Origin of the sequence: Eubacterium sp. OM08-24 (assembly GCF_003438075.1) — a bacterium.
Lineage (GTDB): Bacteria > Bacillota > Clostridia > Oscillospirales > Acutalibacteraceae > Ruminococcoides.
In genome coordinates, this window is record NZ_QSTA01000001.1 from 511,882 (window position 1) to 535,629 (window position 23,748).

The 23,748-nt window shown below is 40.1% G+C and carries 24 protein-coding genes; 3 read left to right on the forward strand and 21 right to left on the reverse strand.

Annotation, left to right across the window (positions count from 1 at the left end; translation table 11 throughout):
* Positions 1-6: 6 nt before the first annotated feature.
* The 14 genes from DXC23_RS02570 to DXC23_RS02635 all read right to left on the reverse strand — a co-directional run bounded on the left by DXC23_RS02570 (position 7) and on the right by DXC23_RS02635 (position 13,531).
* Positions 7-750, reverse strand: coding sequence for an isoprenyl transferase (locus DXC23_RS02570; protein ID WP_117704630.1), 744 nt, complete (start codon positions 748-750; stop codon positions 7-9).
* Position 751: 1 nt separating this feature from the next.
* Positions 752-1,306 (reverse strand): ribosome recycling factor, encoded by a 555-nt coding sequence (frr, locus tag DXC23_RS02575; protein ID WP_117704631.1) that lies wholly within the window; start codon positions 1,304-1,306, stop codon positions 752-754.
* Between the two features lie 30 nt (positions 1,307-1,336).
* Positions 1,337-2,050, reverse strand: a complete 714-nt coding sequence (gene pyrH / locus DXC23_RS02580) for a UMP kinase (protein WP_117704632.1) — start codon at positions 2,048-2,050, stop codon at positions 1,337-1,339.
* A gap of 98 nt (positions 2,051-2,148) precedes the next feature.
* A complete protein-coding gene (locus tag DXC23_RS02585) occupies positions 2,149-2,607 on the reverse strand; it encodes a YaiI/YqxD family protein (RefSeq protein ID WP_117704633.1) in 459 nt (152 codons plus the stop codon).
* Between the two features lie 69 nt (positions 2,608-2,676).
* Positions 2,677-3,282, reverse strand: coding sequence for a peptidylprolyl isomerase (locus DXC23_RS02590; RefSeq protein WP_347474780.1), 606 nt, complete (start codon positions 3,280-3,282; stop codon positions 2,677-2,679).
* Between the two features lie 894 nt (positions 3,283-4,176).
* Positions 4,177-4,593 carry a hypothetical protein gene (locus tag DXC23_RS02595; RefSeq protein WP_022235161.1) on the reverse strand — a complete coding sequence of 139 codons (417 nt, stop codon included), beginning with the start codon at positions 4,591-4,593 and terminating at the stop codon, positions 4,177-4,179.
* Between the two features lie 40 nt (positions 4,594-4,633).
* Positions 4,634-5,971, reverse strand: a complete 1,338-nt coding sequence (locus DXC23_RS02600) for a glucose-6-phosphate isomerase (protein ID WP_117704634.1) — start codon at positions 5,969-5,971, stop codon at positions 4,634-4,636.
* Positions 5,972-6,120: 149 nt separating this feature from the next.
* Entirely contained in the window at positions 6,121-7,269 is a 1,149-nt protein-coding gene (locus DXC23_RS02605; protein WP_117704635.1) for a D-alanyl-D-alanine carboxypeptidase family protein, read from the reverse strand.
* A 58-nt stretch (positions 7,270-7,327) separates the two neighbouring features.
* On the reverse strand, positions 7,328-7,828 hold the full coding sequence (locus DXC23_RS02610) for a zinc ribbon domain-containing protein (RefSeq protein WP_158552407.1): 501 nt from the start codon (positions 7,826-7,828) through the stop codon (positions 7,328-7,330).
* Positions 7,829-7,896: 68 nt separating this feature from the next.
* Positions 7,897-8,376: a 2-C-methyl-D-erythritol 2,4-cyclodiphosphate synthase gene (gene ispF, locus DXC23_RS02615; protein ID WP_117704637.1), complete on the reverse strand. Its 480-nt coding sequence runs from the start codon at positions 8,374-8,376 to the stop codon at positions 7,897-7,899.
* Between the two features lie 15 nt (positions 8,377-8,391).
* On the reverse strand, positions 8,392-9,099 hold the full coding sequence (gene ispD, locus DXC23_RS02620; RefSeq protein WP_117704638.1) for a 2-C-methyl-D-erythritol 4-phosphate cytidylyltransferase: 708 nt from the start codon (positions 9,097-9,099) through the stop codon (positions 8,392-8,394).
* Positions 9,100-9,123: 24 nt separating this feature from the next.
* Complete coding sequence (locus DXC23_RS02625; protein WP_117704639.1) at positions 9,124-10,395, reverse strand: O-acetylhomoserine aminocarboxypropyltransferase/cysteine synthase family protein; 1,272 nt, start codon at positions 10,393-10,395, stop codon at positions 9,124-9,126.
* 36 nt (positions 10,396-10,431) lie between these two features.
* On the reverse strand, positions 10,432-10,944 hold the full coding sequence (locus DXC23_RS02630) for a hypothetical protein (RefSeq protein WP_117704640.1): 513 nt from the start codon (positions 10,942-10,944) through the stop codon (positions 10,432-10,434).
* A gap of 226 nt (positions 10,945-11,170) precedes the next feature.
* On the reverse strand, positions 11,171-13,531 hold the full coding sequence (locus DXC23_RS02635; protein WP_117704641.1) for a leucine-rich repeat protein: 2,361 nt from the start codon (positions 13,529-13,531) through the stop codon (positions 11,171-11,173).
* Between the two features lie 128 nt (positions 13,532-13,659).
* Between DXC23_RS02635 and DXC23_RS02640 the strand changes: the two genes are divergently transcribed.
* A complete protein-coding gene (locus DXC23_RS02640) occupies positions 13,660-13,875 on the forward strand; it encodes a helix-turn-helix transcriptional regulator (RefSeq protein ID WP_117704642.1) in 216 nt (71 codons plus the stop codon).
* 290 nt (positions 13,876-14,165) lie between these two features.
* Here DXC23_RS02640 and DXC23_RS02645 read toward each other — a convergent pair whose 3' ends face one another.
* The 7 genes from DXC23_RS02645 to murD form a co-directional block, all read right to left on the reverse strand.
* A complete protein-coding gene (locus DXC23_RS02645) occupies positions 14,166-14,738 on the reverse strand; it encodes a dipicolinate synthase subunit B (RefSeq protein ID WP_117704643.1) in 573 nt (190 codons plus the stop codon).
* Complete coding sequence (dpsA, locus tag DXC23_RS02650) at positions 14,735-15,610, reverse strand: dipicolinate synthase subunit DpsA (RefSeq protein ID WP_117704644.1); 876 nt, start codon at positions 15,608-15,610, stop codon at positions 14,735-14,737. The genes DXC23_RS02645 and dpsA overlap by 4 nt, the downstream gene beginning before the upstream one ends.
* Positions 15,611-15,726: 116 nt before the next feature.
* Positions 15,727-16,992 carry a methionine gamma-lyase family protein gene (locus DXC23_RS02655; RefSeq protein ID WP_117704645.1) on the reverse strand — a complete coding sequence of 422 codons (1,266 nt, stop codon included), beginning with the start codon at positions 16,990-16,992 and terminating at the stop codon, positions 15,727-15,729.
* 6 nt (positions 16,993-16,998) lie between these two features.
* Complete coding sequence (locus tag DXC23_RS02660; RefSeq protein ID WP_117704646.1) at positions 16,999-17,775, reverse strand: GNAT family N-acetyltransferase; 777 nt, start codon at positions 17,773-17,775, stop codon at positions 16,999-17,001.
* 18 nt (positions 17,776-17,793) lie between these two features.
* On the reverse strand, positions 17,794-18,825 hold the full coding sequence (locus DXC23_RS02665; protein ID WP_117704647.1) for a M42 family metallopeptidase: 1,032 nt from the start codon (positions 18,823-18,825) through the stop codon (positions 17,794-17,796).
* Positions 18,818-19,840, reverse strand: a complete 1,023-nt coding sequence (locus DXC23_RS02670; RefSeq protein ID WP_117704648.1) for a M20/M25/M40 family metallo-hydrolase — start codon at positions 19,838-19,840, stop codon at positions 18,818-18,820. The genes DXC23_RS02665 and DXC23_RS02670 overlap by 8 nt, the downstream gene beginning before the upstream one ends.
* A 7-nt stretch (positions 19,841-19,847) precedes the next feature.
* Entirely contained in the window at positions 19,848-21,239 is a 1,392-nt protein-coding gene (murD, locus tag DXC23_RS02675) for a UDP-N-acetylmuramoyl-L-alanine--D-glutamate ligase (RefSeq protein WP_117704649.1), read from the reverse strand.
* Positions 21,240-21,431: 192 nt separating this feature from the next.
* Between murD and DXC23_RS02680 the strand changes: the two genes are divergently transcribed.
* Together DXC23_RS02680 and DXC23_RS02685 are read left to right on the forward strand one after the other, a co-directional pair.
* Positions 21,432-22,190 carry an SDR family oxidoreductase gene (locus tag DXC23_RS02680; RefSeq protein ID WP_117704650.1) on the forward strand — a complete coding sequence of 253 codons (759 nt, stop codon included), beginning with the start codon at positions 21,432-21,434 and terminating at the stop codon, positions 22,188-22,190.
* 115 nt (positions 22,191-22,305) lie between these two features.
* Positions 22,306-23,676, forward strand: a complete 1,371-nt coding sequence (locus DXC23_RS02685) for a PLP-dependent aminotransferase family protein (RefSeq protein ID WP_117704651.1) — start codon at positions 22,306-22,308, stop codon at positions 23,674-23,676.
* Positions 23,677-23,748 lie beyond the last annotated feature (72 nt).

A 23,748-nucleotide genomic window follows, 5' to 3' on the forward strand; every position in this document is an offset into this window, starting at 1 on the left:
GCTTTTTTATACTCCTCCAAAACGCCTGTTGCGCTGTGAGTATATATTAATAGCCTCGTCGAGGTCTGACTTTTCAAAATCAGGCCATAGCTTATTCATTATGACAAACTCTGTATAAGCCGCCTGCCATAGCATAAAGTTTGAAATTCTGTATTCACCGCTCGGTCTGATAATCAAATCGGGATCAGGCTGACCTGCGGTGTAAAGATAATTTGAAAAAAGCTCTTCGTCAATTTTATCTGCATCAAGTTTGCCTGCCTTAACATCAAGGCTGATGTTCTTTACGGCACGAACAATTTCGTCACGACTGCCGTAATTCATAGCAATGTTAAGCACCATACCGTCACGATCCTTTGAGCTTTCCTCATTTTCAATCATGAGCTTTTGCAGATCCTCGCTGAAATGTGATTTATCACCAATGAATTTTACAACAATACTGTCGTCTTTAAAATCCTCAAGTGCCTCGTTGAGATATGATTTAAAAAGTTTCATAAGGGAGCTGACTTCGTCCTGCGGGCGTTTCCAATTTTCGGTTGAAAAAGCATAAACCGTAAGATATTTTATACCTATATCCGAGCAATATCTTGTGATTTTTCTAAAGGTTTTTGCGCCTTCACGATGTCCTACGGAACGAGGCAGACTGCGTTTTTTCGCCCATCTGCCGTTTCCGTCCATTATAATACCTATGTGCTCAGGTAAAATTATATCCGTATTTTTAGCCTCTTCGGATTTTGAATTCCAAAAAGCCATATTACATCTCCAAAATTTCTTTCTGCTTTGCAGCTGAAATTGTGTCTATATTTTTGATATACTTATCTGTAAGCTCCTGCGCTTTCTTTTCGCCCTGCTTTAAATCGTCCTCGGTAAGCTCACCGCTCTTTTTCATAGCCTTGAGCTTGTCGATAAGGTCACGACGAACATTTCTTACCTGTACCTTTGTATCTTCGGAAATCTTCATAATATCCTTTACGATTTCCTTTCGTCTGTCCTCTGTAAGAGGTGGGAATACAAGGCGGATAACCTTACCGTCGTTCTGTGGGTTAATACCGATGTCGGATGTAAGAATAGCCTTTTCAATCTGTCTTAAAACAGACATATCCCAAGGCTGAATTGTAAGGGTTCTTGCCTCTGTTACAGATACTGCGGCAAGCTGATTTACAGGAGTAGGCGCACCGTAGTAGTCAACTTTTACCTTATCAAGTACACCGGGGTTAGCTCTGCCGGCTCTGATTTCTGAGAACTCCTGCTGCATATGTGATACTCTTCTCTCCATTGAGTCAGAAGCCTTTTTAATCTGTGTTTGCATAGTTGTTTCCTCCGTTAATTCACAAAATTATTAGTCAATAGCGTCAACAACAGTACCGATGTTTTCACCGCATACTGCACGATAAATGTTCTCCGGGTCTTCAAGACTGAATACGAGAACAGGAAGTTTGTTGTCTTTACAAAGTGATGCTGCTGTGCTGTCCATAACCGCAAGGTCTTTATTGAGAACCTCATGGAATGATACAACATCATATTTCTTTGCGTTTGGATTTGTTTTAGGGTCGCTGTCATATACGCCGTCTACCATAGTAGCTTTCATCATAATGTCTGCCTCGATTTCGTTTGCACGAAGAGCGGCAGCTGTGTCTGTGCTGAAGAATGGGTTACCTGTACCGCAGCCAAAGATTACTACTTTGCCCGATTCGAGATGACACATAGCCTTGTTGCGGATATATGGCTCTGCAACCTGACGCATTGAAATAGCTGTCTGAACTCTGACAACGCAGCCGAGCTGCTCAAGTGCGTCTGCTACACCAAGTGCATTAATAGCGGTAGCGAGCATACCCATATGGTCAGCTCTTGTTCTGTCCATATCGCCCGAACTTCTGCCTCTCCAAAAGTTACCGCCGCCTACTACGATACCAACCTGCACACCGGCATCTACACATTTTTTGATTGGTTTACATATTTCAACAACTTTGTCGAAATCAATGCCTGTTTTCTGATCGCCTGCAAGTGATTCACCTGAAAGTTTTAATAAAATTCTATTGTATTTTGGTTTCATAACTTAACACCCCACTGTGTAATATAATTACTATAATAATACTATAAAATGCCTGTTTTGTAAAGAAAATTAAGACAATATTTTCTGTTTTGCTCTCTTTATTTTAAATCGTGCGACAATATCTCAGATAAAAGCCGCCTAAGAGCTGATTCAAATCTTAAATCATCCTCTTTTGTGCGTTTTTTCGGGCCTTTGAGATGATTTTTTGATGATGCCATTCTCGCCTTTTTATTAATGTGCCTTTCCATCAAAAGTCCGTCGATATTATCATTTGTAAAAATTCTGCCGGACTGGTGAATTGCGTAACCGCCTTTGCCGAGTACAAGAGCCGCAACTCCGTAATCCTGCGTAACAGCAATATCTCCGCTTTGACAAAGATTTGCAAGCGCAATGTCAACTGCGTCAGCGCCTGCACCGATTACTTTAATTTCACTGTAATCTGATTTTAAAATATGGTTAGTATCGCAAAGCAAAATAACAGGCGCACTAACCTCTTTAGCAAGCTTTTCTACAATTTTTACAACAGGACAAGCGTCTGCATCTACCAATATTTTCAAAATCTCACCACCTTGTATATTCATAATTCCTTTAAAAAACGGACTTGAGAATATCAAGCCCGTTTAGTTTTAATCTGTAATTGTTATTGAGTTAATGACAGGCTGATTTTCTGCTGAAACAGAACCGTTGCTGTCAGTTGTAACTGCGTTCTTGCAAATTTCATCGACAATATCCATACCGTCGGTTACATATCCGAAACAAGCGTACTGACCGTCAAGATATGTGCTGTCTGACTGAACAATAAAGAACTGTGAACTTGCGCTGTCCATATCTGTTGAACGAGCCATAGAAATCGCACCTCTTGTATGTGAAAGGTTATTTTCTACGCCGTTCTGCGAAAATTCACCCTTGATTGTATTTTCAGAGCCGCCTGTACCGTTGCCGAGAGGGTCACCACCCTGCATCATAAAGCCGTCAATAATGCGGTGGAAAGTAAGACCGTCATAAAAATGGCTGTTAGCAAGATTTATGAAGTTAGCAACAGTAATAGGTGCAACATCGCCGTTAAGTTCTACCTTAATTACACCGTAGTCTTTAATATTAATTTCTGCGTGATGAGTGCCTTTTGCCTGAGATTCTCCTATTGTAGCCGATACATTGCTTGCAGAGGCAGAATCATTTGTCGCACCCGCACTGCCGTTTGATTTATTGGAAGTGATAACAAACACCACTATAACAGCAACCAAAAATACAGCTACGGCAGAAATGACAATCCAAGCTTTCTTTTTGTATGATTTCTGAGGTTTGGCAAGTGACAGCACGATTTCATCAAGAAAACTGTCGATCGAGTCGGGAATTTTTGCTTGAGCGGCAGCCTCTTTGACAATATTTGCCGAGGCAGTCATAAGAAAAATTATATCTCTTTTAGTAAACTTGCTGTCGCTCATTCTGAGCTGCTTTTTAATATTTTCTCTGCCGTACTCAAGCGAATTTTGAACTTTATCTTCGGATATTTTTAAAATATCGGCAATTTTCTTAGTATTATAATCACAAAGTAAATTGAGCAAAACAACAATGCGTTGATTGGCATTTATTGATTTGAGAGCATTAACAAAGAGATTTTTCTGTTCTGCTGTAATTGCAGATGCAGAAGAAATTTTGTCTTTATCACCGAAAGGCTGCATTTTAGCTGCGCCGTTTTCATGATTATTTTCATCAGAAATTGCAGACTTGCACACCTTTGCGGTTTCACTTTTGACTATTTCATCAAGATTATCGGTATTTGGATTTTTAGAAATTGCCGAAAATATAGCTTTAAAAGATTTTTTAAAGGCATTTTCAGCTTTTTTATTGTCTGAAATTACAGTAGTACAGAAAAAATATACATACTTTCCGTATTTTTCGCAGATAAAATCAAGCGACTTTTTGTCGCCGAGGGCTGCTTTTGCAATCAATTTTTTATTATTCATCGGTTTGTCCTTCCTGTTTAATTTCTCAATAACATAATATAAACTAAAACTGACAGCAAGATATACTTTGTGTGATAATAAGGTGAAAATATCCCCCGCTGTCGCAGAAAAAACGGGCTGCCCTGCAAAGAGAGCAGTCCGTTAATACTCAAAAGCTAATTAAACCTTCTGGCAAACAGCATTGATAGACTCAGGAAGTTCTGACTCCTCAGCTGAAATAAGAAGAACGATGTTTGTTGAAGAAGCCTCTGAAAGCTCCTGCAACTTCTTTGTGAAAGTTTCTACACCGTCAACGCCTGTTGGGCAAATCTTGAATGTAGAGTCAACAAGAATATCTGTAACATCGTAGTTGCCTGCGCAAATACCGCTGATAAAGCCAAAAAGCATATCGTAACCCTCAATGAGGTACTGCTCTGTATCAATAAGTCTTGCCTTGTGTGTTACATCGTATGTGAGCTTAGCGCCCTTTTCGATTACAACAACATTGCCTGCTGAAGCAGCCACTGCCTCGTTAGCAAGAGCGATGAGCTTTTTTGTTTTGCCTGTTCCTTTTTTACCGATAAGTAAAGTAACCATATTAGTTCCTCCAGAATATTAAACTTATTTACTAAAGAAATTACTTGAGTCTTGCCTCAAGAGCAGCCTTCTGATCCTCATAACCCGGCTTACCGAGAAGAGCAAACATATTCTTCTTGTAGCTCTCAACACCGGGCTGGTTAAATGGATTTACGCCAAGCATATAGCCTGAAATTGCGCAAGCCTTTTCAAAGAAATAAATAAGATAACCGAGCTCTGATTCGTTCATTTCCGGAACATTGAGAACGATGTTAGGAACACCGCCGTCATTATGAGCAAGAACTGTACCCTCAAAAGCCTTGCGGTTTACATATCCCATTGTCTTTCCCGAAAGGAAGTTAAGACCATCAACATTTGTAGGATCTGTGCCGAGTGTAACTTCTTTTTTGCATTTATCAAAGAGAACAACAGTTTCAAACATAGTTCTTCTGCCGTCCTGAATGTACTGACCGAGTGAGTGAAGATCTGTTGAGAAGATAACGCTTGCAGGGAAAATGCCCTTGTTATCCTTGCCCTCACTTTCAGCGAAAAGCTGCTTAAACCATTCAGACATCATTGTGTAAGCAGGCTCGTAAGATACCATAACCTCCATTGTCTTGCCCTTGCGGTAAAGAATGTTACGGAGAGCTGCGTACTTGTAGCAATCGTTAGTAGCGAGATCGTCATTGTCAAATTCTTTCTGAGCTGTTGCAGCGCCCTGCATAAGTGCGTCAATGTCTGCACCTGAAACAGCGATTGGAAGAAGACCTACTGCTGTGAGAACAGAGAAACGACCGCCTACATCATCAGGAACTACGAATGTTTCGTAACCCTCTTCGTCAGCAAGAGCCTTAAGTGTGCCCTTAGCCTTATCTGTTGTGCAGTAAATACGCTCTCTTGCGCCCTCTTTGCCATACTTTTTCTCAAGCATTTCTCTAAATACTCTGAAAGCGATAGCAGGCTCAGTTGTAGTACCTGACTTTGAAATCATATTTACAGAAACATCTTTACCCTCGCAAAGCTCCATAATCTCTGCAAGTGCAGATGAGCTGATTGAGTTACCTGTAAAGTAAATCTGCGGTGTATCCTTACAAGTAAGGTTATAGTTCTGTGAAGTAAGAAATTCGATAGCAGCTCTTGCACCAAGGTATGAACCACCGATACCGATTACGATAAACACATCGGAATCCTTTTTGATTTTTTCAGCAGCAGCCTTAATTCTTGCAAATTCCTCTTTATCATAATCAGTTGGAAGATTAAGCCAACCGAGGAAATCATTGCCAAGACCTGTGCCGTCATGGAGTACCTTGTGAGCAGCCTTAACTTCGGCAGCCACACCGTCATACTCGTGTTCATTAACGAAGCCTTTCAAATATTTGTCTGTAAGTTTTGTAGCCATTATTAATTCCCCCAAAATTCCCTTTCGGAATAATACTGCCGGATATAATGCCAAAAACGGCGTAATTAAGCGGTATAAACCGAAACAAGTATCTTTGCTGTCTTATTATACTATAATTCCCGACTTTTTGCAAGGTCATTTTGTATATTTTATAAAGAAATTATAGAATTTAATAAAACCGAGAAAACGGAGGCAAAAGAAATTTGTTCTGCGTGCTGTAAAGCGGTAATTTCAAAGCTTTTTACGGCTTTTCCGTCAAGGCTATATGTAACAGTGCCTAACTTCTGTCCGCTTGCAACAGGCGCTTCTATGCTTTCGGGCAAATCAATTTTTGAAACTATTTTTGAACCGCTGTTTTTATCAAGTACGATACTTGAATTTATGTCGCATCCAATTCCTATATTTTTCTGCATACCGTTCTCAACCTTAATCGTTTTGGGCAAATCATCGGGAGCTTTCAGCTGAGTAACAGAAAAATTTGCAAAGCCGTAATCAAGCAAAGCGGCTGCGTCCGAAAATCTTTCTTTGCCCGAATTACAACCGAGTACAATCGCAACAAGGCTCATATCTCCCCTTGTAGCCGATGCCGCCATACAGCAGCCGGCATCATTTGTTGTGCCTGTTTTAAGTCCTGTTATGCCTTTATATGTCTTTAAAAGTTTATTGGTATTTACAATCTGAGTTTTTCCGTCACGCAGGTTGTCGAGCCAAATTGATGTATAGTCAAATATCATTTCGTGTTTCATAAGCTCTCGTGACATTACCGCAACATCGTATGCCGAGGTAATGTGACCGTCCTCGTCAAGACCGTTGCAATTTTTAAATACGGTGTCTTTCATTCCAAGCTGATTTGCTTTTTCATTCATTTTTTGCACAAATACCTCTTCACTGCCGCACAAGTGCTCGGCAAGCGCAACGGCGGCGTCATTTGCAGAGGCAACCACTGTGGCTTTTATCATATCGTTTGCGCTCATGGTTTCGCCCTCTTCAAGCCATATGTCGCTGCCACCCATAGAGGCTGCGTGAGCAGACGCTGTAATTGTATCGTCAAGACTCAGCTTTCCGCTGTCGATTGCTTCGCACACAAGCAGCATGGTCATAACCTTTGTGATAGATGCGCAAGGACGCTGTTCGTGCGGATTTTTTTCAAACAAAACTTTTCCCGATGAAGATTCCATAAGTATGGCAGACGGAGCGGTGACTGTTTCTTCCGTTACAGCATTTACCTCTGCGCAAAACAGCGGTATTGAGGTAAATACAATAGCAATTACCAATGTCAATGATAGCTTTTTTATCATATAAAAACACCTCGTTCAATAATATGAACGAGGTGTGGCTTGTATGATTTAAGTTAAATCATTTAAGAAAACCGAGGCTGCGAATAATCGGAATTTCGATTGACTTGTTGGCAAGTGACTTGAAAAGACAGATATAATTGCAAACAAGAACGATAACCTCACAAACAGCTGCCGCAATCGCAAAAATACAAGTCCATGATAAAACGGCTCCGATTACGCCGAGGAAAAACATTACAACAAATGATTTAAGTCCCTGCTTGATATGGAAATCAAGGTACTTAGACTTTCTTGAGCTCTGAGCAATGAGTGCTACGATGATACCGAGAATGCTTGAAACATAAATTACAGCTGCAAGGAGTTTGTTCTCTGAAACATCTTCAGCTGAAAACTCTGCTGTGTGATCGTAAGGATTTACTGCAGGCATTGGAGCTGCTGCATACTGATTGTACTGCTGCTGTTGTGGCTGTGGCTCAGGCTGCTGAGCTGTTGAGAAACCGCAATTCTGGCAGAACACTGCGTTATCTTCCATCTGTGCGTTACATCTTGGACAATTTTTCATTTTTTGTGCCTCCATTATTCTTTGTGTATGATAAAAACATTCATAGATAAATATGTATGCTTAATATCCTAATTTAATTCATTGTAAATTATGCAGACCGCATGAGCGGAAATACCCTCAAGTCTGCCTGTAAAGCCGAGATTTTCCTCGGTAGTCGCCTTAACACTCACAAGTGAAACATCAATACCGCAGGCATTTGCAATATTATCCCTCATTTGTGTTATATAGTCTTTAAGTTTAGGCTTCTGCGCAATAACGGTTGAGTCGATATTGCCGATTTTATAGCCGTTTCCGGTGAGTATTCTGCAGACCTCTCTGAGCAGAGCAATGCTGTCTGCTCCGCTATACCTTTCATCGGTATCGGGAAAATGCTTGCCAATATCGCCGAGAGCCGCAGCACCGAGCAACGAGTCCATAATTGCATGAACAAGCACATCGGCGTCTGAGTGACCGAGCAAGCCAAGCTCATACGGAATTTCTACTCCGCCGAGTATCAGCTTTCTGTTCTCTGCAAATTTATGAACATCGTAACCATGACCAATTCTCATATATTATCCTTTCACTCAAAAATTACCGTTTTCAATACGGTTCTTGAGTATGCTTTCCGCAAGAATTACATCAACAGGAGTTGTAAGCTTTATATTTTCCTCGCTGCCCTTTACCACAAGAACTTCGCCGCCCATATTTTCTATAAGGGCGCAGTCATCTGTGTATGCAAGGCTGTTTTCTCCTGCGTTCTCAAGTGCAAACATATACAAATCTCTTTCAAAAACCTGCGGCGTCTGCACTGCTCTGAGCTGAGAACGGAGCGGTGTGCTTTCAATCTTATTAAAACCGTCAACAATTTTGATTGTATCGGTAACAGATGTTCCGAGAGTTGCCGCACCTGTTTCAAAAGCCGCCTCAACCACTCTTTCTATCTCATCAACGGTAATTAACGGACGAGCACCGTCATGAATGGCAAAATATTTTGCCTTTTCATTTGCCGCCTTAATTCCGTTGCGCACACTTGCGGAGCGAGAAGAACCGCCGAGAACAACATTGCTGACCTTAGAAAAGCCGTTTTCATTTATGAGCGCATTTATACGGTCAACATCCTGTTCACGACAAACAACAATAATTTCTTTTATTAAATAGCATTTTTGAAATGCCTTTAAAGTATATTGAATAGCCGGCTTGTCAAGCAACGGAATAAATTGCTTGCTGTCTGCAATTCCCATTCTTACAGAGCCGCCTGCCGCAACGATTACGGCAGAAACATAAGCTGACATAAAATCAACTCCCGAGTATAATTTTTAAATTTTTTCAAACGCCTGTGCAAGGTCGGCAATAATATCATCAGCGTTTTCTATGCCGACAGAAAGACGGATAAGGTCAGGAGCTACTCCTGCCTCAATAAGCTGTTCGTCTGTCATCTGACGGTGTGTGTGGCTTGCGGGGTGAAGAATACATGACCTTGCATCGGCAACATGAGTAACAATAGTTATGAACTTAAGAGAATCCATAAACTTAATAGACTCTTCTCTGCCGCCCTTTATTCCAAAAGCAAGTACGCCGCATGAACCGTTCGGAAGATACTTTTTAGCAAGCTCGTGGTACTTGTCGTCTTCAAGGTCGGGATAGCTAACCCATGCAACATTTTCGTTGTTTTTAAGATATTTTGCAACGGCAAGTGCGTTCTCGCAATGCTTTTTCATTCTAAGGTGAAGCGACTCAAGACCGATATTGAGGTAATAAGCGTGCTGCGGTGACTGAATAGCACCGAGGTCACGCATAAGCTGTGAAGTAGCCTTTGTGATGTAAGCCGCCTTACCGAAACGCTCTGCATAAACAATACCGTGGTATGAATCGTCCGGAGTTGTAAGTCCCGGATATTTGTCAGCATGAGCAAGCCAATCAAAATTACCGCTGTCAACAATGCAACCGCCGACTGCTGTTGCGTGTCCGTCCATATACTTAGTCGTTGAGTGAGTAACAATATCTGCACCAAACTCAAACGGACGGCAGTTTACGGGAGTAGCAAATGTGTTGTCAACGATAAGCGGCACACCATGAGAATGTGCAAGTCTTGCAAACTTTTCAATGTCAAAAACAGAAACTGTCGGATTTGTAATTGTTTCGCCGAATACAGCCTTAGTATTTGGCTTAAACAGTTTAGCAAGCTCTTCTTCGGGAAGATCCTGATCTACAAAAGTACATTCAATGCCCATCTTCTTTAAAGTAGTACCAAAGAGGTTATATGTACCGCCGTAAATTGAAGATGATGCAATAAGGTGGTCGCCTGCCTCGCAAATGTTGAATACAGCAAAGAAGTTAGCCGCCTGACCGCTTGAAGTAAGCATTGCAGCCACGCCGCCCTCCATAGCGCAAATTTTTGCCGCTACGCTGTCATTTGTTGGGTTCTGAAGTCTTGTGTAAAAATATCCCTCTGCCTCAAGGTCAAAGAGCTTACCCATTTCCTCACTTGTGTCATATTTAAATGTTGTGCTCTGATAAATAGGTAATTCTCTCGGTTCGCCTTTCTTTGGCTGCCAGCCTGCCTGAACACATTTTGTTTCAATATTCATTTTCTATCCTCCAAAATTTAATTCACAAAAATTTGTTTAACTGAACAGACCTTTTATAAAGCCTGTTATAGCGTCTGTACCATACACAGCAAGTGCTACAAGAGCAAGAAATGCTATGGCAGAAAGCACTCGTACTGTTGTGCGCTTAACTCCGCTCATTTTTTCAAATTTCTCGTCCAATGTAGGTTCGCTGTTATTTTCCTCTGCCTCACCATCGAGGATTTGAGTATTTCCCTCTTTGATAGCGCCGATTCCTATACATATATCGTAAGCCTTTTCGTAAGCGGCATACGGAACCAAAATATCACTTTCGGCAGAATTTTTATTTAAAAGCTCCTGCTTTTTAAGCTGTTTGTCCTTAATAACGCTGTCGCAAGGAATTGAGTTATCCTCCAATGCGGTTTTCACTCGCTCAATTTCAAAACCCTCAGCAGAGAGCAGATAAACGGGAGTGTTTTCGTCTGTAATACTTTCAAGCGGCGCATTGCAGTTACTGCAAACAGTATCTTCGTCATTATGTAAATGCTTGCATTTAGTACAAAGTTTCATAAAATATTTCCTTTTTATAAAAATAATCGCAATAATCTATGTTGATTACCATTTTATCACAAAAAAGCGATAGTATCAATACCCCAATGCAAACAATTTGTGTTTTTGTGCAATTTGTTTTTCTAAGTAATCATTTTTATATAAAATGTCTTAGAAATTATTTTTAAAATTTAAAAATATACATAACGAAAGCGGTAAGTGTTACCCTACCGCTTTCTAAAAAATTTTAATATGTGTTTTCGGTAATAAAAACTTGAAGTGCTGTTATATCCTGAACATCAAGTTTACCGTTATAGTTCAGATCAATACATTTAAATAATATTTTGTCGTTCTCATCAATGAGCGGTGTACCCTCCTCATTTTTAGCGCCTGAAATGTATCTTTGGAAATATGTAACATCATTTACATTCACATCAAAATCTTGGTTTACATCGCCGAATACATCAAATTCAAACAATGCATAAACACCAATGTGGTTAGTTTTGAAAACATAATATCCGTCTATATATTCTGTAAGCATATTTTCTAATCCGCCGTTTTCTTTTTGCCACATTACAGTGCAGTTTTTTACCTTACTCGGAATTTTTATTGTAATTAATCCGTCAGGCTGTACGGTCGCACCGTCCTTTTGCAAGGATATGTCATATGTAGCAATATGGTTTTCAAAGGTGTTTTCAAGTTTTTTTACACTCAAGGTAGTGTTTTCTTTAATTGCACCGCTCACAATTATATTACTTGCTGCATCAGTTAGCACTGAGTCTACAATTGGAACAAATGTTAACCCCCAGTTCAGGGCATATCTCTCAGCGCATGTTCCCTCGTAACCATATAATTTAAAGCCTTCTATTTGTTCACGACCAAACTTGTAACCAAACGCACTTAAAGGAATTTCAAAATCAGCGTTTGGCAAATAAACACTCAATAAATTATCGCAACAGTAAAAAGCATCTACATCAATAAATTTAATACTACCGGGAATTTTTATGCTTGTAAATTTTAAACAGCCAAAAAATGCACACTCGCCAATATTTTTTATGTTATTCGGAAATTTTATATTATTTAGATTTGTACATTCGAAAAAAGCAAAATCACCAATATCAGTTATGCTATCCGGTAAAGAAATATTTGTCAAATTTGAACAAGAAGATGAAGATAAAGCATGACCCGAAATTGAAACTATCCCGTCGGGGATAGTTAAATTTGTGTTCTTCGGCATATTTCCTTTATAACTATATAATACTTTGCCAATATATACTAATCCATCAGGTTGATTATCATACCAGGGTGTGCTATCAAAAGCATATTCTCCAATATAAGATATATTATCGGATGTAGTTATACTTTTCAAGTTTGAACAACCCCCAAAAGCATTAGATCCAATGCTTGTAACACTATCCGGTATTGTTATACTTTTCAGACTTGAACAATCCACAAAAGCATTATATCCAATGCTCGTGACACTACTTGGTATTGTTATGCTTGATAATTTAGAACAGCCCCAAAAAATATTATTACTAATACATGTAATACTATTAGGTAAGTTTATACTTGCCAAATTTGAACATCCATCAAATACAGCTTCACCGATATTCGTAACGCTGTCTGGTATTGATACACTTCTTAATCCATTACATTCATAAAAAGCATCTTTTGATATTGCAACTGTGCCTTCAGGAATAATTATATCAGTATTATTTGGCATAATTCCCTTATATTTATATAACACCTTACCTACAATGATTAATCCATCAGAGTGATTATTATACCAATTAGTATTGCTAAAAGCATCCCAGCCAATACTCGTAACACTATTAGGTATTTCAATATTTGTAAGGCTTGAACAATTTTCAAAAGCAAATTCACCGATGCTCACAACACCATTAGGTACCATTATACTCTTCAAACTTGAGCAACCACTAAAAGTGCCTTTGCCAATACTTGTAACACTGTTTGGTATTGTTATACTTGCCAATTTTGTGCAATCACTAAAAGCACCTTCGTCAATACTCGTAACACCGTTGGGTATCGTTACACTCTTCAAACTTGAGCAATCGCTAAAAGTATTGCTTGCGATACATGTAACACTTTTGGGTATCGTTATATTCGTTAATTTTGTGCATTCACTAAACGCATATCCGTTAATTTCAATAACACTATCGGGTATCGTTATACTCGTTAATTTTGCGCATTCACTAAAAGCACCTGTGCAAATACGCGTAACACTATTTGGTATTTTTATACTTGTAATACTTGAACCACGAAAAGCACCGTATCCAATGTTCGTAACACTATCGGGTATTGTTACACTGTCGATATTACTGTTATACGAAAAAACATATTTGCCAATACTTGTAACGGCAGTTCCGTTAATCTCATTAGGAATAATTACATCCGTATCACTACCTACATACTCAGAAATTTCGAGTGTACCGTCATCAAGAAAAAAACACCTATAATCATTATCATCTCCCGATACAACAGATGTGCTGTTGTCAACTGTAGCCGCACTTACGGGCAATGCCGAAAATGCACTTGCGACCATTAGTGCCGACAATATGACAGCGGTTAATCGTTTTACTTTTTTCACAATAATCTCTCCTTTATAATCTATCTTTTTTCATTTCAAGCATATAGTCGCTGAGTTTACTGCATTTTGCGGTAATTATTAATACAACAATGTGCGGTATGCTATACTAAAACAGAGGTGATACACTTATGTATAGACGCATACGGGAATTGCGTGAAGATGCTGATTTGACCCAAAAGCAAATGAGTGCTATACTGCACTGTTCTCAACAGGTATATAGCAATTATGAACTTGGTCAGCGTGATATACCTACATCTATACTAATCGCCCTTGCAAAACATTTTAAGACAAGCACCGACTATATACTCGGCTTGACCGATAAAAAAGATAATATTTCTAAATAACAGCAAAAATTTTGAAATATTTGCTGTTATTTTTATCTAAATTTTACTGCATTTTGCAGTATTTGTCAATATGTTTTATAATATTATCAAAAATTTTCTTTTTCATAAGTCATTCTCTTTTTTTCTGTCTTTAGAATATGTCGGCATCCGTGACAATTATTTATAAAAAACACTTTTTGCCATAAAAATCCCCTTTACGGTAATTTTGATTGCATTATACCGTAAAGGGTCGTTTTGTATATTTTCCGTTTTTGACTGACTTATTCAGAAATTGAAACGGTTGTTTTATATCATATAAATACCGGCTGATATTGTTTGCCTTGCAATGCAAGCTCGGCACAATCTTGTATTTTTGAAAAATCAGCCACGAGAGAGTTTGGTTTTTTTATGCAGTTATCCTGCCGCATTGGGACAAAATAGATGTTCTTTGTGTTCATAAGTCTGCCGATGTTCTGAGCCGATGCGCCGAGGGCGTCATTTGTAGCCACACACAAAAGCACAGGACGCAGAATACGCAGGTGCGATTTTGCCGCCATTGTTACCGAGGTGTCGGTAATGCCGAGCGACAGCTTTGCAAGGGTGTTTCCGGTGCAAGGCGCTATAATAAGTAAATCGCACATTTTTTTAGGCCCAATCGGCTCGGTTTGCACCGAGGTGTGAAGTACCTTTTCTCCTGTTATATTCTCGCAAGTTTTAACCATTTCCTCTGCCTTGCCAAACCGAGAATCTGTTGAGTAGGCATTGCCCGACATTATAGGAATTACCTTGCAGCCCGAATCAACAAGTTTCTGCATTTGTTCAAAGGCTTGTGAAAAGGTGCAAAAGGAACCGCACATTGCATAGCCAATGGTTGCTTTTGTCACCTGTAAACCTCCTTGATTATGTTAAAAATCGTTTTTCTGATAATTTCTCCCGCCGCCTTTGGTGCGGTTCTGCCGGGGAGCGACAGGGCACGAACAGCATCTGTTTTATACCTTTTAGCCGCCTCAAAATCCACTCCTCCGGGAAGTGAGGCAAGGTCAATAATAATCGTGTTTCTGTCGGTATTCATAAGCAGGTTGCCGTCAAAAATCATTACGGGAATTGTGTTAAAAACAAGGTCATAACCTTTTACGCTTTTAAGCGAATTTGTGTTTATATGCTTACAGCCGAGTGCGTCTATATACGCAAAGTCTACTTCATTTCTTGCGCTGACCGTTACATCTGCGTTGAGTGATTTAAGCATTTTTGCAAGCATTTTTCCTATTCTGCCAAAACCGCACACAAGGCATTTGCTACCAAAAATTGTGCCCTCGTACTCATTCATTGCAATATTTACAGCGCCCTCTGCCGTTAGCAAAGCATTGGCAACCGCAAACTCTTCCTTTGCCGAATAGTCGTATATTTGGCAGTTTGAAAGAACAGGATATTCCTTTAAAAATTTATTTTTCATAGCAACAAACATAGGCTTATCTTTTAAAAGTGCAATCAAATCATCGCTAAGCCTTGTTTTTTTATCCGAAAAAGGTGTATTTAATGTGCCATCAGCGCAAATTGATGGCAACGGAAAAATTATAGCGTCTGATTTTGAAACCGCTGTTTTTATATCTGCTATTTCAATAGCACCAAGGCTTGTGAGCTTGTCAAATCCTCCAAGCGTAACATCAAAACAGCTGTCTGATATTGACTTTGCAAGAAAAAGTTGTCGCTTATCTCCGCCGATTATACCAAAGGCTTTTAGCTCTGTTTTTTTCATTTTTAACACCCGCACAATAATTATTCTCTACAATGGTATATTATGCAAATGCTTAATTTATGTGTTATTTAAAAGAAAAACTGCCCATATTCGTGTGAATACAGACAGTGTGTTAGTTAGTTTTCTTCGCTTTTCTTTAATATCTTGTCCGCCGCAAGCATTACACCGAGTTTACCGGAGCAGAAATTAAGTCCGCCCTGCATCCATACGGCATACGGTTCTCTTAAAGGCGCATCGGCCGAAAGCTCTATTGACGAGCCGAGGGTAAATGCTCCCGCCGCCATAATTACCTTGCTTTCGTAGCCCGGCATATCCGACGGTTCGGGTTTTACAAAGCTGTCTACGGCAGAGCCACTCTGTATTCCCTCACAAAAGCTGCATAGCTTTTCTTCATTGCCAAGCATAATAAGCTGAATAATATCACCCCTTTTTTCAGAATATTTCGGGGTTGTATCGTAACCGAGAATTTCAAAAAGCGCAGATGCGAATACCGCCGTTTTTAATGCCTCGCATGATACAAACGGTGCATGATAAGCGCCCATAAAAAGCTCACGATTGTTGCCGAGCGTAGCGCCGATTTCTTTACCCGTACCCGGAGTTGTAAGACGATATGCGCACATTTCTACAAGCTCTCTTTTACCTGCAATGTAACCGCCTGTTGGAGCAATACCGCCGCCTGCATTTTTTATAAGCGAGCCTGCCATAATGTCAACGCCGACAGCCATAGGAGTTACCTTTTCTACAAATTCGCCGTAGCAGTTGTCGAGCATTATAATTGACTTTGGCGACGCTTTCTTTGAAATATCGCACAGCTTTTTAATTTCACGATATGTAAGCGACGGTCTGACGCTGTATCCTCTTGAGCGCTGAATATAAACCATTTTTGGCTTTATTTCTCTGATTTTTTGCTCAACTGCCTCGTAATCAACAGTGCCGTCTGCCTTTAAGTCAACCATTTCAAAGTTAATGCCAAAGTCCTTGAGCGAACCCGAATAATTACCCTCAAGTCCGATAGCCGAGCGGATTGTATCATACGGCATACCTGTTACGGAAAGCATAGTATCGTTTGGCCTTAAAATGCCGAAAAGTGCAACAGTCAGTGTATGAGTGCCGCTTGCAAAGTTATGTCTTACAAGTGCATCCTCTGCATCAAAAGCATACGCATATACACGGTCGAGAGCATCTCTGCCGTAATCGTCATAGCCGTAGCCTGTTGAACCTGAAAAGTGGCTTTCTCTTACGCCTGCCTCTTGAAAGGCTTTAATCATTTTCTGCTGATTGTATTCCTGAATATCGTTTATTTCGTCAAGTTTGCTTTTGCAAAGTTTCATAGCCTTTTGCGAGGCTTCAAGTATTCTGCTGTCTATATCAAAAAAACTCAAAATTTATCATCCTTTAAAATGGTATTCACTCCAGCTGTCAAAGCATTTGAATTTTAAATAATCGTAAAATGCCTTGTTTGCCTGCTCTGCCCTATGCACAAACACACGCTTGCCCTCTTTTACAAGAATGTTTGTAAGGTGATTTACTATGTATGTGCCGTATCCTTTGTTGCGGAATTTCGGTAAACACGCAACCGCACCGATTACAGCGCCCTGCTTGCTTTCGGCAACAGTCATTGCAACAGCCGCAAGGTTGTTTTCGTCATATAAGCCGAGCAAACGCATTGTGCCATGGCGCAGTTTATGGTTTATATCCACATAAAAGTCCTCAAACTTTGGCGGTGTAAAATATTTATCCGCCGCCTTTGCGATAAGTTCATACGCCTCTTTTATCTTAGGAGTATCAATTATAAGGCTGTCATTCTCGCTAATCTCTTCAGTGCGCACAAGAATAGGGCCGTGCGATTTTTCGTATCCGAATAAATCGAGATTGTATTTATTGCTGCAAATCACCGAGGCTGCGCCTGCAACACGCATAAACGATGAAACCTCGTTTATGTCCGACTTATCGGTTAAGAATAAAATAAAATCAGTTCCGTTTCGTGCTATTGCGCCTGTCGGATTTTTGGTTTTGTCATCAAATACAGTCCAATAATCAACAAACGGAAGATGCGGATTGTAACTTGTACAAAGCGAAATTATGCGGCAGGCAAAAGGATCAAGTCCGTCAAGGCTTTCTATTGTGCTGATAAATTTTTCGCAATTATCGGCAGTCAATATCATTTTTCATAATCCTTTCGTTTAATATTCTCCGCCTGCAATCTTATTTGCAAGTGCCGACACAATTTTTATAATATCATCGCAGTCGCTTACATTTGCAACTGTAACACTGCTATGCAAATATCTGCAAGGAAGTGAAATTGCAAGGGTTTTTACTCCGCCTCTGCTCTGGTGAATTACGCCCGAATCGTTACCGCCTGCAACCGCTCTTTTATATTGAGCCTTTGCACCCGTTTCCTCGGCACATACAAAAGCCATTTCAGACATTCTCTTATCGTAAATTGTGCGTCTGTCCATTACAGAAATAACCGCACCATCACCGAGATTGCACACCTGTCTTGTTTCTTCAACACCTGCAATATCCGCTGCGGTTGTGGTTTCCACAACAATGGCAAATTCAGGGTCTACGCTGTACGCCGCAACCTTTGCACCACGCAGTCCGACTTCTTCCTGTACGGCAAACACAAAGTACATATCATACTCAAGTTCGCTTTTTACAAGCTCAATAAGCGCAAGACAGCCAAAGCGGTCGTCAATAGCCTTTGATTTGATTGTATAGCCGTTATTTTCGTATATAGAATTAAAATTCACACTGTCGCCGTAGCTTACAACGCTGAGTGCATCCTCCTTGCTTTCAGCGCCAATGTCAATATACATTTCGGAAAGCTTCGGAACAGCTGTTCTTTCATCGCCGCTGCTTAAATGAACAGGCTTTACACCGATTACACCGTTTACCTTATTTTTGCCTACGGTTACAGTCTTGCCGAGCACAACCCGTCTGTCAAGACCGCCGACTTCATCAAACTTAAGGTAGCCGTCAGAAGTAATATCCGTTACCATAAAGCCCACTTCGTCCATATGAGCCGAAAACATAAGTTTTGCCTTTGCTCGGTTTTTGCCTTTTTTAAACACAATGATATTGCCGAGGTTATCCGTTTTGATTTCATCGGCAAACGGCTTTATTTCGTTTATAATAATTTCTCTTACACTGCCCTCGTCACCCGAAATACCTTCGACAGTGCAGAGTTTTTCAAGCAATTTAAAATCAGTCATTAAAAGCACCTCCGCCGATAATATATTCAGCAAGCAGAGCTGCCGTATTTTCTACATCGGAAATATCAATAACTTCAATCGGAGTATGCATATATCTTTGCGGAATCGAAACAACGGCAGAAGCAACACCGCTTTTTGTAACAGAAATATGGTCAGCATTTGTGCCCGTTGTACCCGAAATAGGCTCATATTGAAAAGGAATGTTCTTTTCCTTAGCAACAGAAATGAGTTTATCGCTCATAGCCTTGCTAAGAATCGGAGAAATGCAAATCATCGGGCCTTTTGCAATTTCAACGCCTGCATATTGACCACTTACATCGGGTTGAGATGCAAAGCTGACATCAACGGCAATCGCCTCGTTTGCATCAATTTGATAAGCGCCTGTCTTTGCTCCTGTTCCGTAAGTTTCCTCCTGAACGCTCAAAAGAATAACAACCTTGTACGAAAGTTCTTTTTTACCGATAAGCTCTGCACATTTAATAAGTGCCGCAATGCCGCACCTGTCATCAAGCGCAGGAGCGGTGATTTTGTTGTTCATAAGTTCCTTTGGCTCTCCGTAAAATGTGAGAACATCACCGATTTTAATTTTTTCGACTACCTTTTCATAAGGCAGACCAAAGTCAATCCACACCTTATCAATCGGTGCAGCCTTGTCCTCACCACCGTCTGAAAGGTGCGGAGGCATACAACATACTACGCCCTTAATCGGCTCGTCCGAGCAAGATACGAGAACAGCGTCAGATAAAACTCTTACATCTATTCCGCCGCATGATGCAACCTTTACAAAGCCTTTTTCATTGATAGAGGTTACAATAAAACCTATTCTGTCAAGATGTGCGTCAAGGAGAATGGTTTTGTCTGCATTTGTGTTGCCAAGTGTGGCAATTATATTTCCGTTTTTATCTATTACAGTATCTGCAAAGGCTGAAAGTTTCCCGGCGCAGAACTTTGCTATTGGTTCTTCACTGCCCGAAACTCCGCCCACACTGCATAAATCAAATAAAAGCTGTTTCATATTCACATTATCTCAAAGCGTTTACAATAGCCTTGAAATGATTTCCTCTTTCCTCAAAATTCTTGTATAAGCCAAAGCTTGCGCTTGCAGGAGAAAGCGAAACAATATCGCCTTTCTCCGCATGGCTTGCGGCAGCCTCAACTGCCTCTTCCATATTTGTAACATTTATAATTGTAATTTCATTTTCGTTGTAGTTTTCAGCCTCAACAACGGCTTTTTCAATCTTCGGAGCAGTATCGCCGAGAAGAATGAGAACCTTAACCTTGTTGTTAATTACAGGGCCGAGCGGTTCATAAGGAATGTGCTTATCGTAACCGCCTGCAATGATAATGATTTTTTCGTCATAAAGCGAAAGTGTGCCGAGTGCTGTTCTTGTAGGGCTTGACGCAATAGAATCGTTGTAGTATTTTACGCCGTTGTACTCTCTTACAAATTCAGCTCTGTGCTCTACACCGCCAAATGTTTTGGCAACAGCCTTGATAGTTTCAACATCAACCATACCCCATACGGCTGAAATTGCCGCAAGGTAGTTTTCAACATTATGCATACCCGGAATTTTTATGTCCTTAATATCCATAATCTTTGTAACCTTGCCGTAGTCGCTGTAACATACGGTTGTGCCGTCAAGAAATGCGCCGTTTTCAATGCTCTGCTTTACACTGAACTTTGCAAGCTGTCCCCTTACGCTGTCGGTGAATGAATTTGCAATGTCATTGTCAAGGTTAAGCACTGCCTTTGAAAAAGCATTTTGATGAAGTACAATATTTTTCTTTGAATCTACATACTCCTGCATATCCTTATGTATGTCAAGATGATTAGGAGCAAGGTTTGTAACCACTGCAACATCAGGACTCTTTCTCATTGAAATAAGCTGAAAGCTCGAAAGCTCCACAACTGCCACATCGTCCTCTTTGATGCTTTCAATCTCAGGGAGCAACGGCTTGCCAATGTTGCCGCCGAGGCGCACGTTAACACCGCTCGCTTTCAAAAGCTCAGAGATAATTGTTGTGGTTGTAGTTTTGCCGTCAGAACCTGTAACGGCAATAATCTTGCATGGGCAAAGGTCAAAGAAAACTTCCATTTCTGAGGTGAGTACAACGCCCCTTTCTCTCAATGCAACAAGCTCAGGTCTGTAAAACGGTGTGCCCGGACTGCGGAAAATAATGTCGCCGTCAAGTTTTGAAAGGTAATCCTCACCCAAAACAAGCTCAGCGCCGTATTCTTTTGCTTTTACAGCATTTTCGCCGAGTGACTCAAAATCCTTTTTATCATATGCAGTAACTACTGCGCCTTTATCCGAAAACAACTTTATCAACGGCAGGTTGCTTGTACCAATGCCGATAAAGCCGACTTTTTTACCCTTTATTCCTTCAAAAAATTTATCTGCTAAGCTGTTCATAGAACTATCCCCTTTTATAAAGTAAGAATTACATACATATTTAATTATACCTTGTTATAACAGAAAATTCAACCGTAAACAGCATATTGCAATATAAATTTTCACAAATGCTTTTCGACTTTAAATACTTGATTTAAACAAGTACATATGATACAATTATTTTTACAGATACAGTACGCAAAAGGAGGATTTATGTATAATTTAAAAGGAAAAACCGCTGTAATTACAGGCGGTAATTCAGGAGTAGGTGCCGCAACGGCTATGCTCTTTGCAAAAAGCGGAGCAAATGTTGTAATCAGTGCACGCCGTCAGGCGGCTCTTGATGAGGTTGCATCTAAAATCAAAGCAGAAGGCGGTAATGTGCTTACCGTTTTGACCGACATTTCAAAAGATGAAGATTGTAAAAATCTTATGAAAGCAACCGTAGATAAATTCGGCGGTGTTGATATTTTGGTAAACAATGCGGGTGTTCTCGACACCGGTCTTGCCCCTATCGATAAGTTTGACGATGTTGAAATTCAAAAATTGATTTCAATTAATCAGGTCGGTACAATGCAGTGTATTCGTGCGGCTCTTGAATATATGCAAGAGGGTTCGTCTATCGTAAATGTTGCTTCTGTTGCCGGAGTAAACGGCGGTGGCGGCGCTGCTTATGTTTCTACCAAATCCGCAGTCATCGGTATTACAAAGCATACCGCTTTACTTCTTGCCGACAAATACATTCGCTGTAATGCAATTTGTCCGGGTACAATAGTTACACCTATGACTATGAATATCAAGCCTGAAAATCTTGATATGAGAATGTTTGGTGCAATGAGCAAACACGCTGACTTAAAGATAAAGCCTTGTATGGCAGAAGATGTTGCAAATATTATAGAATTTTTCGCATCCGATAATTCAAAGGCACTTACAGGTCAGATTTTAGTAAGCGATTTCGGTGCGTCGCTCTAATGCTCTGTCACATACAATTAAATTTATACGGGAGTAGGATTTGTCTTACTCCCGTTTTTTACTTTGCGTATTGCTAAAAAATAAGTTAAATGCTAAAATATCTAAGGGTGATAAAATGCTCTATGATTTCATAATTATTGATAAAAATTCCGATACACCGCTTTATATGCAAATTTATGCGTCTATAAGGCGCTCTGTTGAAAACGGTAGTCTTGTAAAGAATACAAAATTGCCGTCAGTGCGCCAGCTTTCAAGCGGACTTGAGGTGTCAAAAACCACCGTATCTGCCGCCTATGAGCAGCTTTGTGTTGAGGGATACATAAAAAACAAGCCGCAGAGTGGATACTATGTTGAGGCGCAATTTGAGAACGCTCCGAAAAAAAGCGAAAACAGCCATAGTTCGTCTGTTGCGCAAATCAAACGATACGATTACGATTTCAGCGGTAAAAGCATTGACGATAAAATCATTAATATTGACGAATGGAAAAAGTATGTTAAAGAAGTAATAAACACAGGCTATATGCTTATGTCTTACGGTGAACCGCAGGGCGAAACCGTACTTAGAAATGCTTTGCAAAAATACAGCCTCGGTGTGCGAAGTGTAAACACAAGCGCCGAAAACATTGTTGTGGGTGCAGGTACACAGCTTTTGCTGTATTTGCTCTGTTCGCTTGTAGGCACAGATAAAACCGTTGCAATTGCAAAGTCAAGCTATATACAGGCTGAGTTTATTTTTAAAACTCTCGGGCTTGATATAAAATATTTTGATAGCGACAGCAAGGGAATTAAAATATCTTCTCTTGAAAAACTAAATCCCGATATGGTGCTGATAAATCCGAATTTTATTGCCGAAAACGGTATGAGTATGCCTGTAAGCCGCCGTCTTGAACTTATTAAGTGGGCGCAGGAAAATGACTGTATAATAATCGAGGACGACTACAACGGCGAACTGAGATACAGTACGCACCCCATGCCATGCGTGCAGAATTACGACATTGAAAATACGGTATATCTCGGCTCTTTCTCAAAAATTCTTTTGCCGTCAGTAAGAATAAGCTATATGGTACTGCCCGACAAATTACTTAAGAAGTACCGACAAATCAGTCCGTATATAAACCAAACCGCCTCGAAAACCGAGCAAAACGCACTTGCAAAATATCTTGAAAACCGCAGACTTGATGCACATTTAAGAAAGGCAAGACGAGTTTATCTTGAAAAAAGTAAGCTGATTACCGAGTGTGTATATAAATATTTTGGCAATGACACTCAGATAATATTCAACGAAACCTCGCTTTATATTTCTGTAAAGCTGAAAGGTGTTTCCGATTACGATAAGGTGTGCAAGGCACTTGACAAAAACAGCGTTGCCGTAATGCCGGAAAAAGCTGAAATAAATGCGCTGAGCCTTAGCTTTTCAGGTATTTCTATTGATAAAATAGACGAAGGAATTAGGAAAATAAGCGAAATTGTAAACAGTATACTTTAGCAATAAAACTCCAAATTAAAAATCATAAAAGCAAACAGGTGACCTTACTTTTGTAAAGTCACCTGTTTTAAC

Coding starts and splice junctions, on each gene's coding strand:
- DXC23_RS02625 (WP_117704639.1), bottom strand. CDS start 10,395: ATGAATATTGAAACAAAATGTGTTCAGGCAGGCTGGCAGCCAAAGAAA.
- DXC23_RS02630 (WP_117704640.1), bottom strand. CDS start 10,944: ATGAAACTTTGTACTAAATGCAAGCATTTACATAATGACGAAGATACT.
- ispF (WP_117704637.1), bottom strand. CDS start 8,376: ATGAGAATTGGTCATGGTTACGATGTTCATAAATTTGCAGAGAACAGA.
- frr (WP_117704631.1), bottom strand. CDS start 1,306: ATGCAAACACAGATTAAAAAGGCTTCTGACTCAATGGAGAGAAGAGTA.
- pyrH (WP_117704632.1), bottom strand. CDS start 2,050: ATGAAACCAAAATACAATAGAATTTTATTAAAACTTTCAGGTGAATCA.
- DXC23_RS02685 (WP_117704651.1), top strand. CDS start 22,306: ATGCTCTATGATTTCATAATTATTGATAAAAATTCCGATACACCGCTT.
- DXC23_RS02595 (WP_022235161.1), bottom strand. CDS start 4,593: ATGGTTACTTTACTTATCGGTAAAAAAGGAACAGGCAAAACAAAAAAG.
- DXC23_RS02640 (WP_117704642.1), top strand. CDS start 13,660: ATGTATAGACGCATACGGGAATTGCGTGAAGATGCTGATTTGACCCAA.
- DXC23_RS02610 (WP_158552407.1), bottom strand. CDS start 7,828: ATGAAAAATTGTCCAAGATGTAACGCACAGATGGAAGATAACGCAGTG.
- DXC23_RS02680 (WP_117704650.1), top strand. CDS start 21,432: ATGTATAATTTAAAAGGAAAAACCGCTGTAATTACAGGCGGTAATTCA.
- ispD (WP_117704638.1), bottom strand. CDS start 9,099: ATGTCAGCTTATGTTTCTGCCGTAATCGTTGCGGCAGGCGGCTCTGTA.
- murD (WP_117704649.1), bottom strand. CDS start 21,239: ATGAACAGCTTAGCAGATAAATTTTTTGAAGGAATAAAGGGTAAAAAA.
- DXC23_RS02600 (WP_117704634.1), bottom strand. CDS start 5,971: ATGGCTACAAAACTTACAGACAAATATTTGAAAGGCTTCGTTAATGAA.
- dpsA (WP_117704644.1), bottom strand. CDS start 15,610: ATGAAAAAAACAGAGCTAAAAGCCTTTGGTATAATCGGCGGAGATAAG.
- DXC23_RS02570 (WP_117704630.1), bottom strand. CDS start 750: ATGGCTTTTTGGAATTCAAAATCCGAAGAGGCTAAAAATACGGATATA.
- DXC23_RS02660 (WP_117704646.1), bottom strand. CDS start 17,775: ATGATATTGACTGCCGATAATTGCGAAAAATTTATCAGCACAATAGAA.
- DXC23_RS02665 (WP_117704647.1), bottom strand. CDS start 18,825: ATGACTGATTTTAAATTGCTTGAAAAACTCTGCACTGTCGAAGGTATT.
- DXC23_RS02605 (WP_117704635.1), bottom strand. CDS start 7,269: ATGATAAAAAAGCTATCATTGACATTGGTAATTGCTATTGTATTTACC.
- DXC23_RS02670 (WP_117704648.1), bottom strand. CDS start 19,840: ATGAAACAGCTTTTATTTGATTTATGCAGTGTGGGCGGAGTTTCGGGC.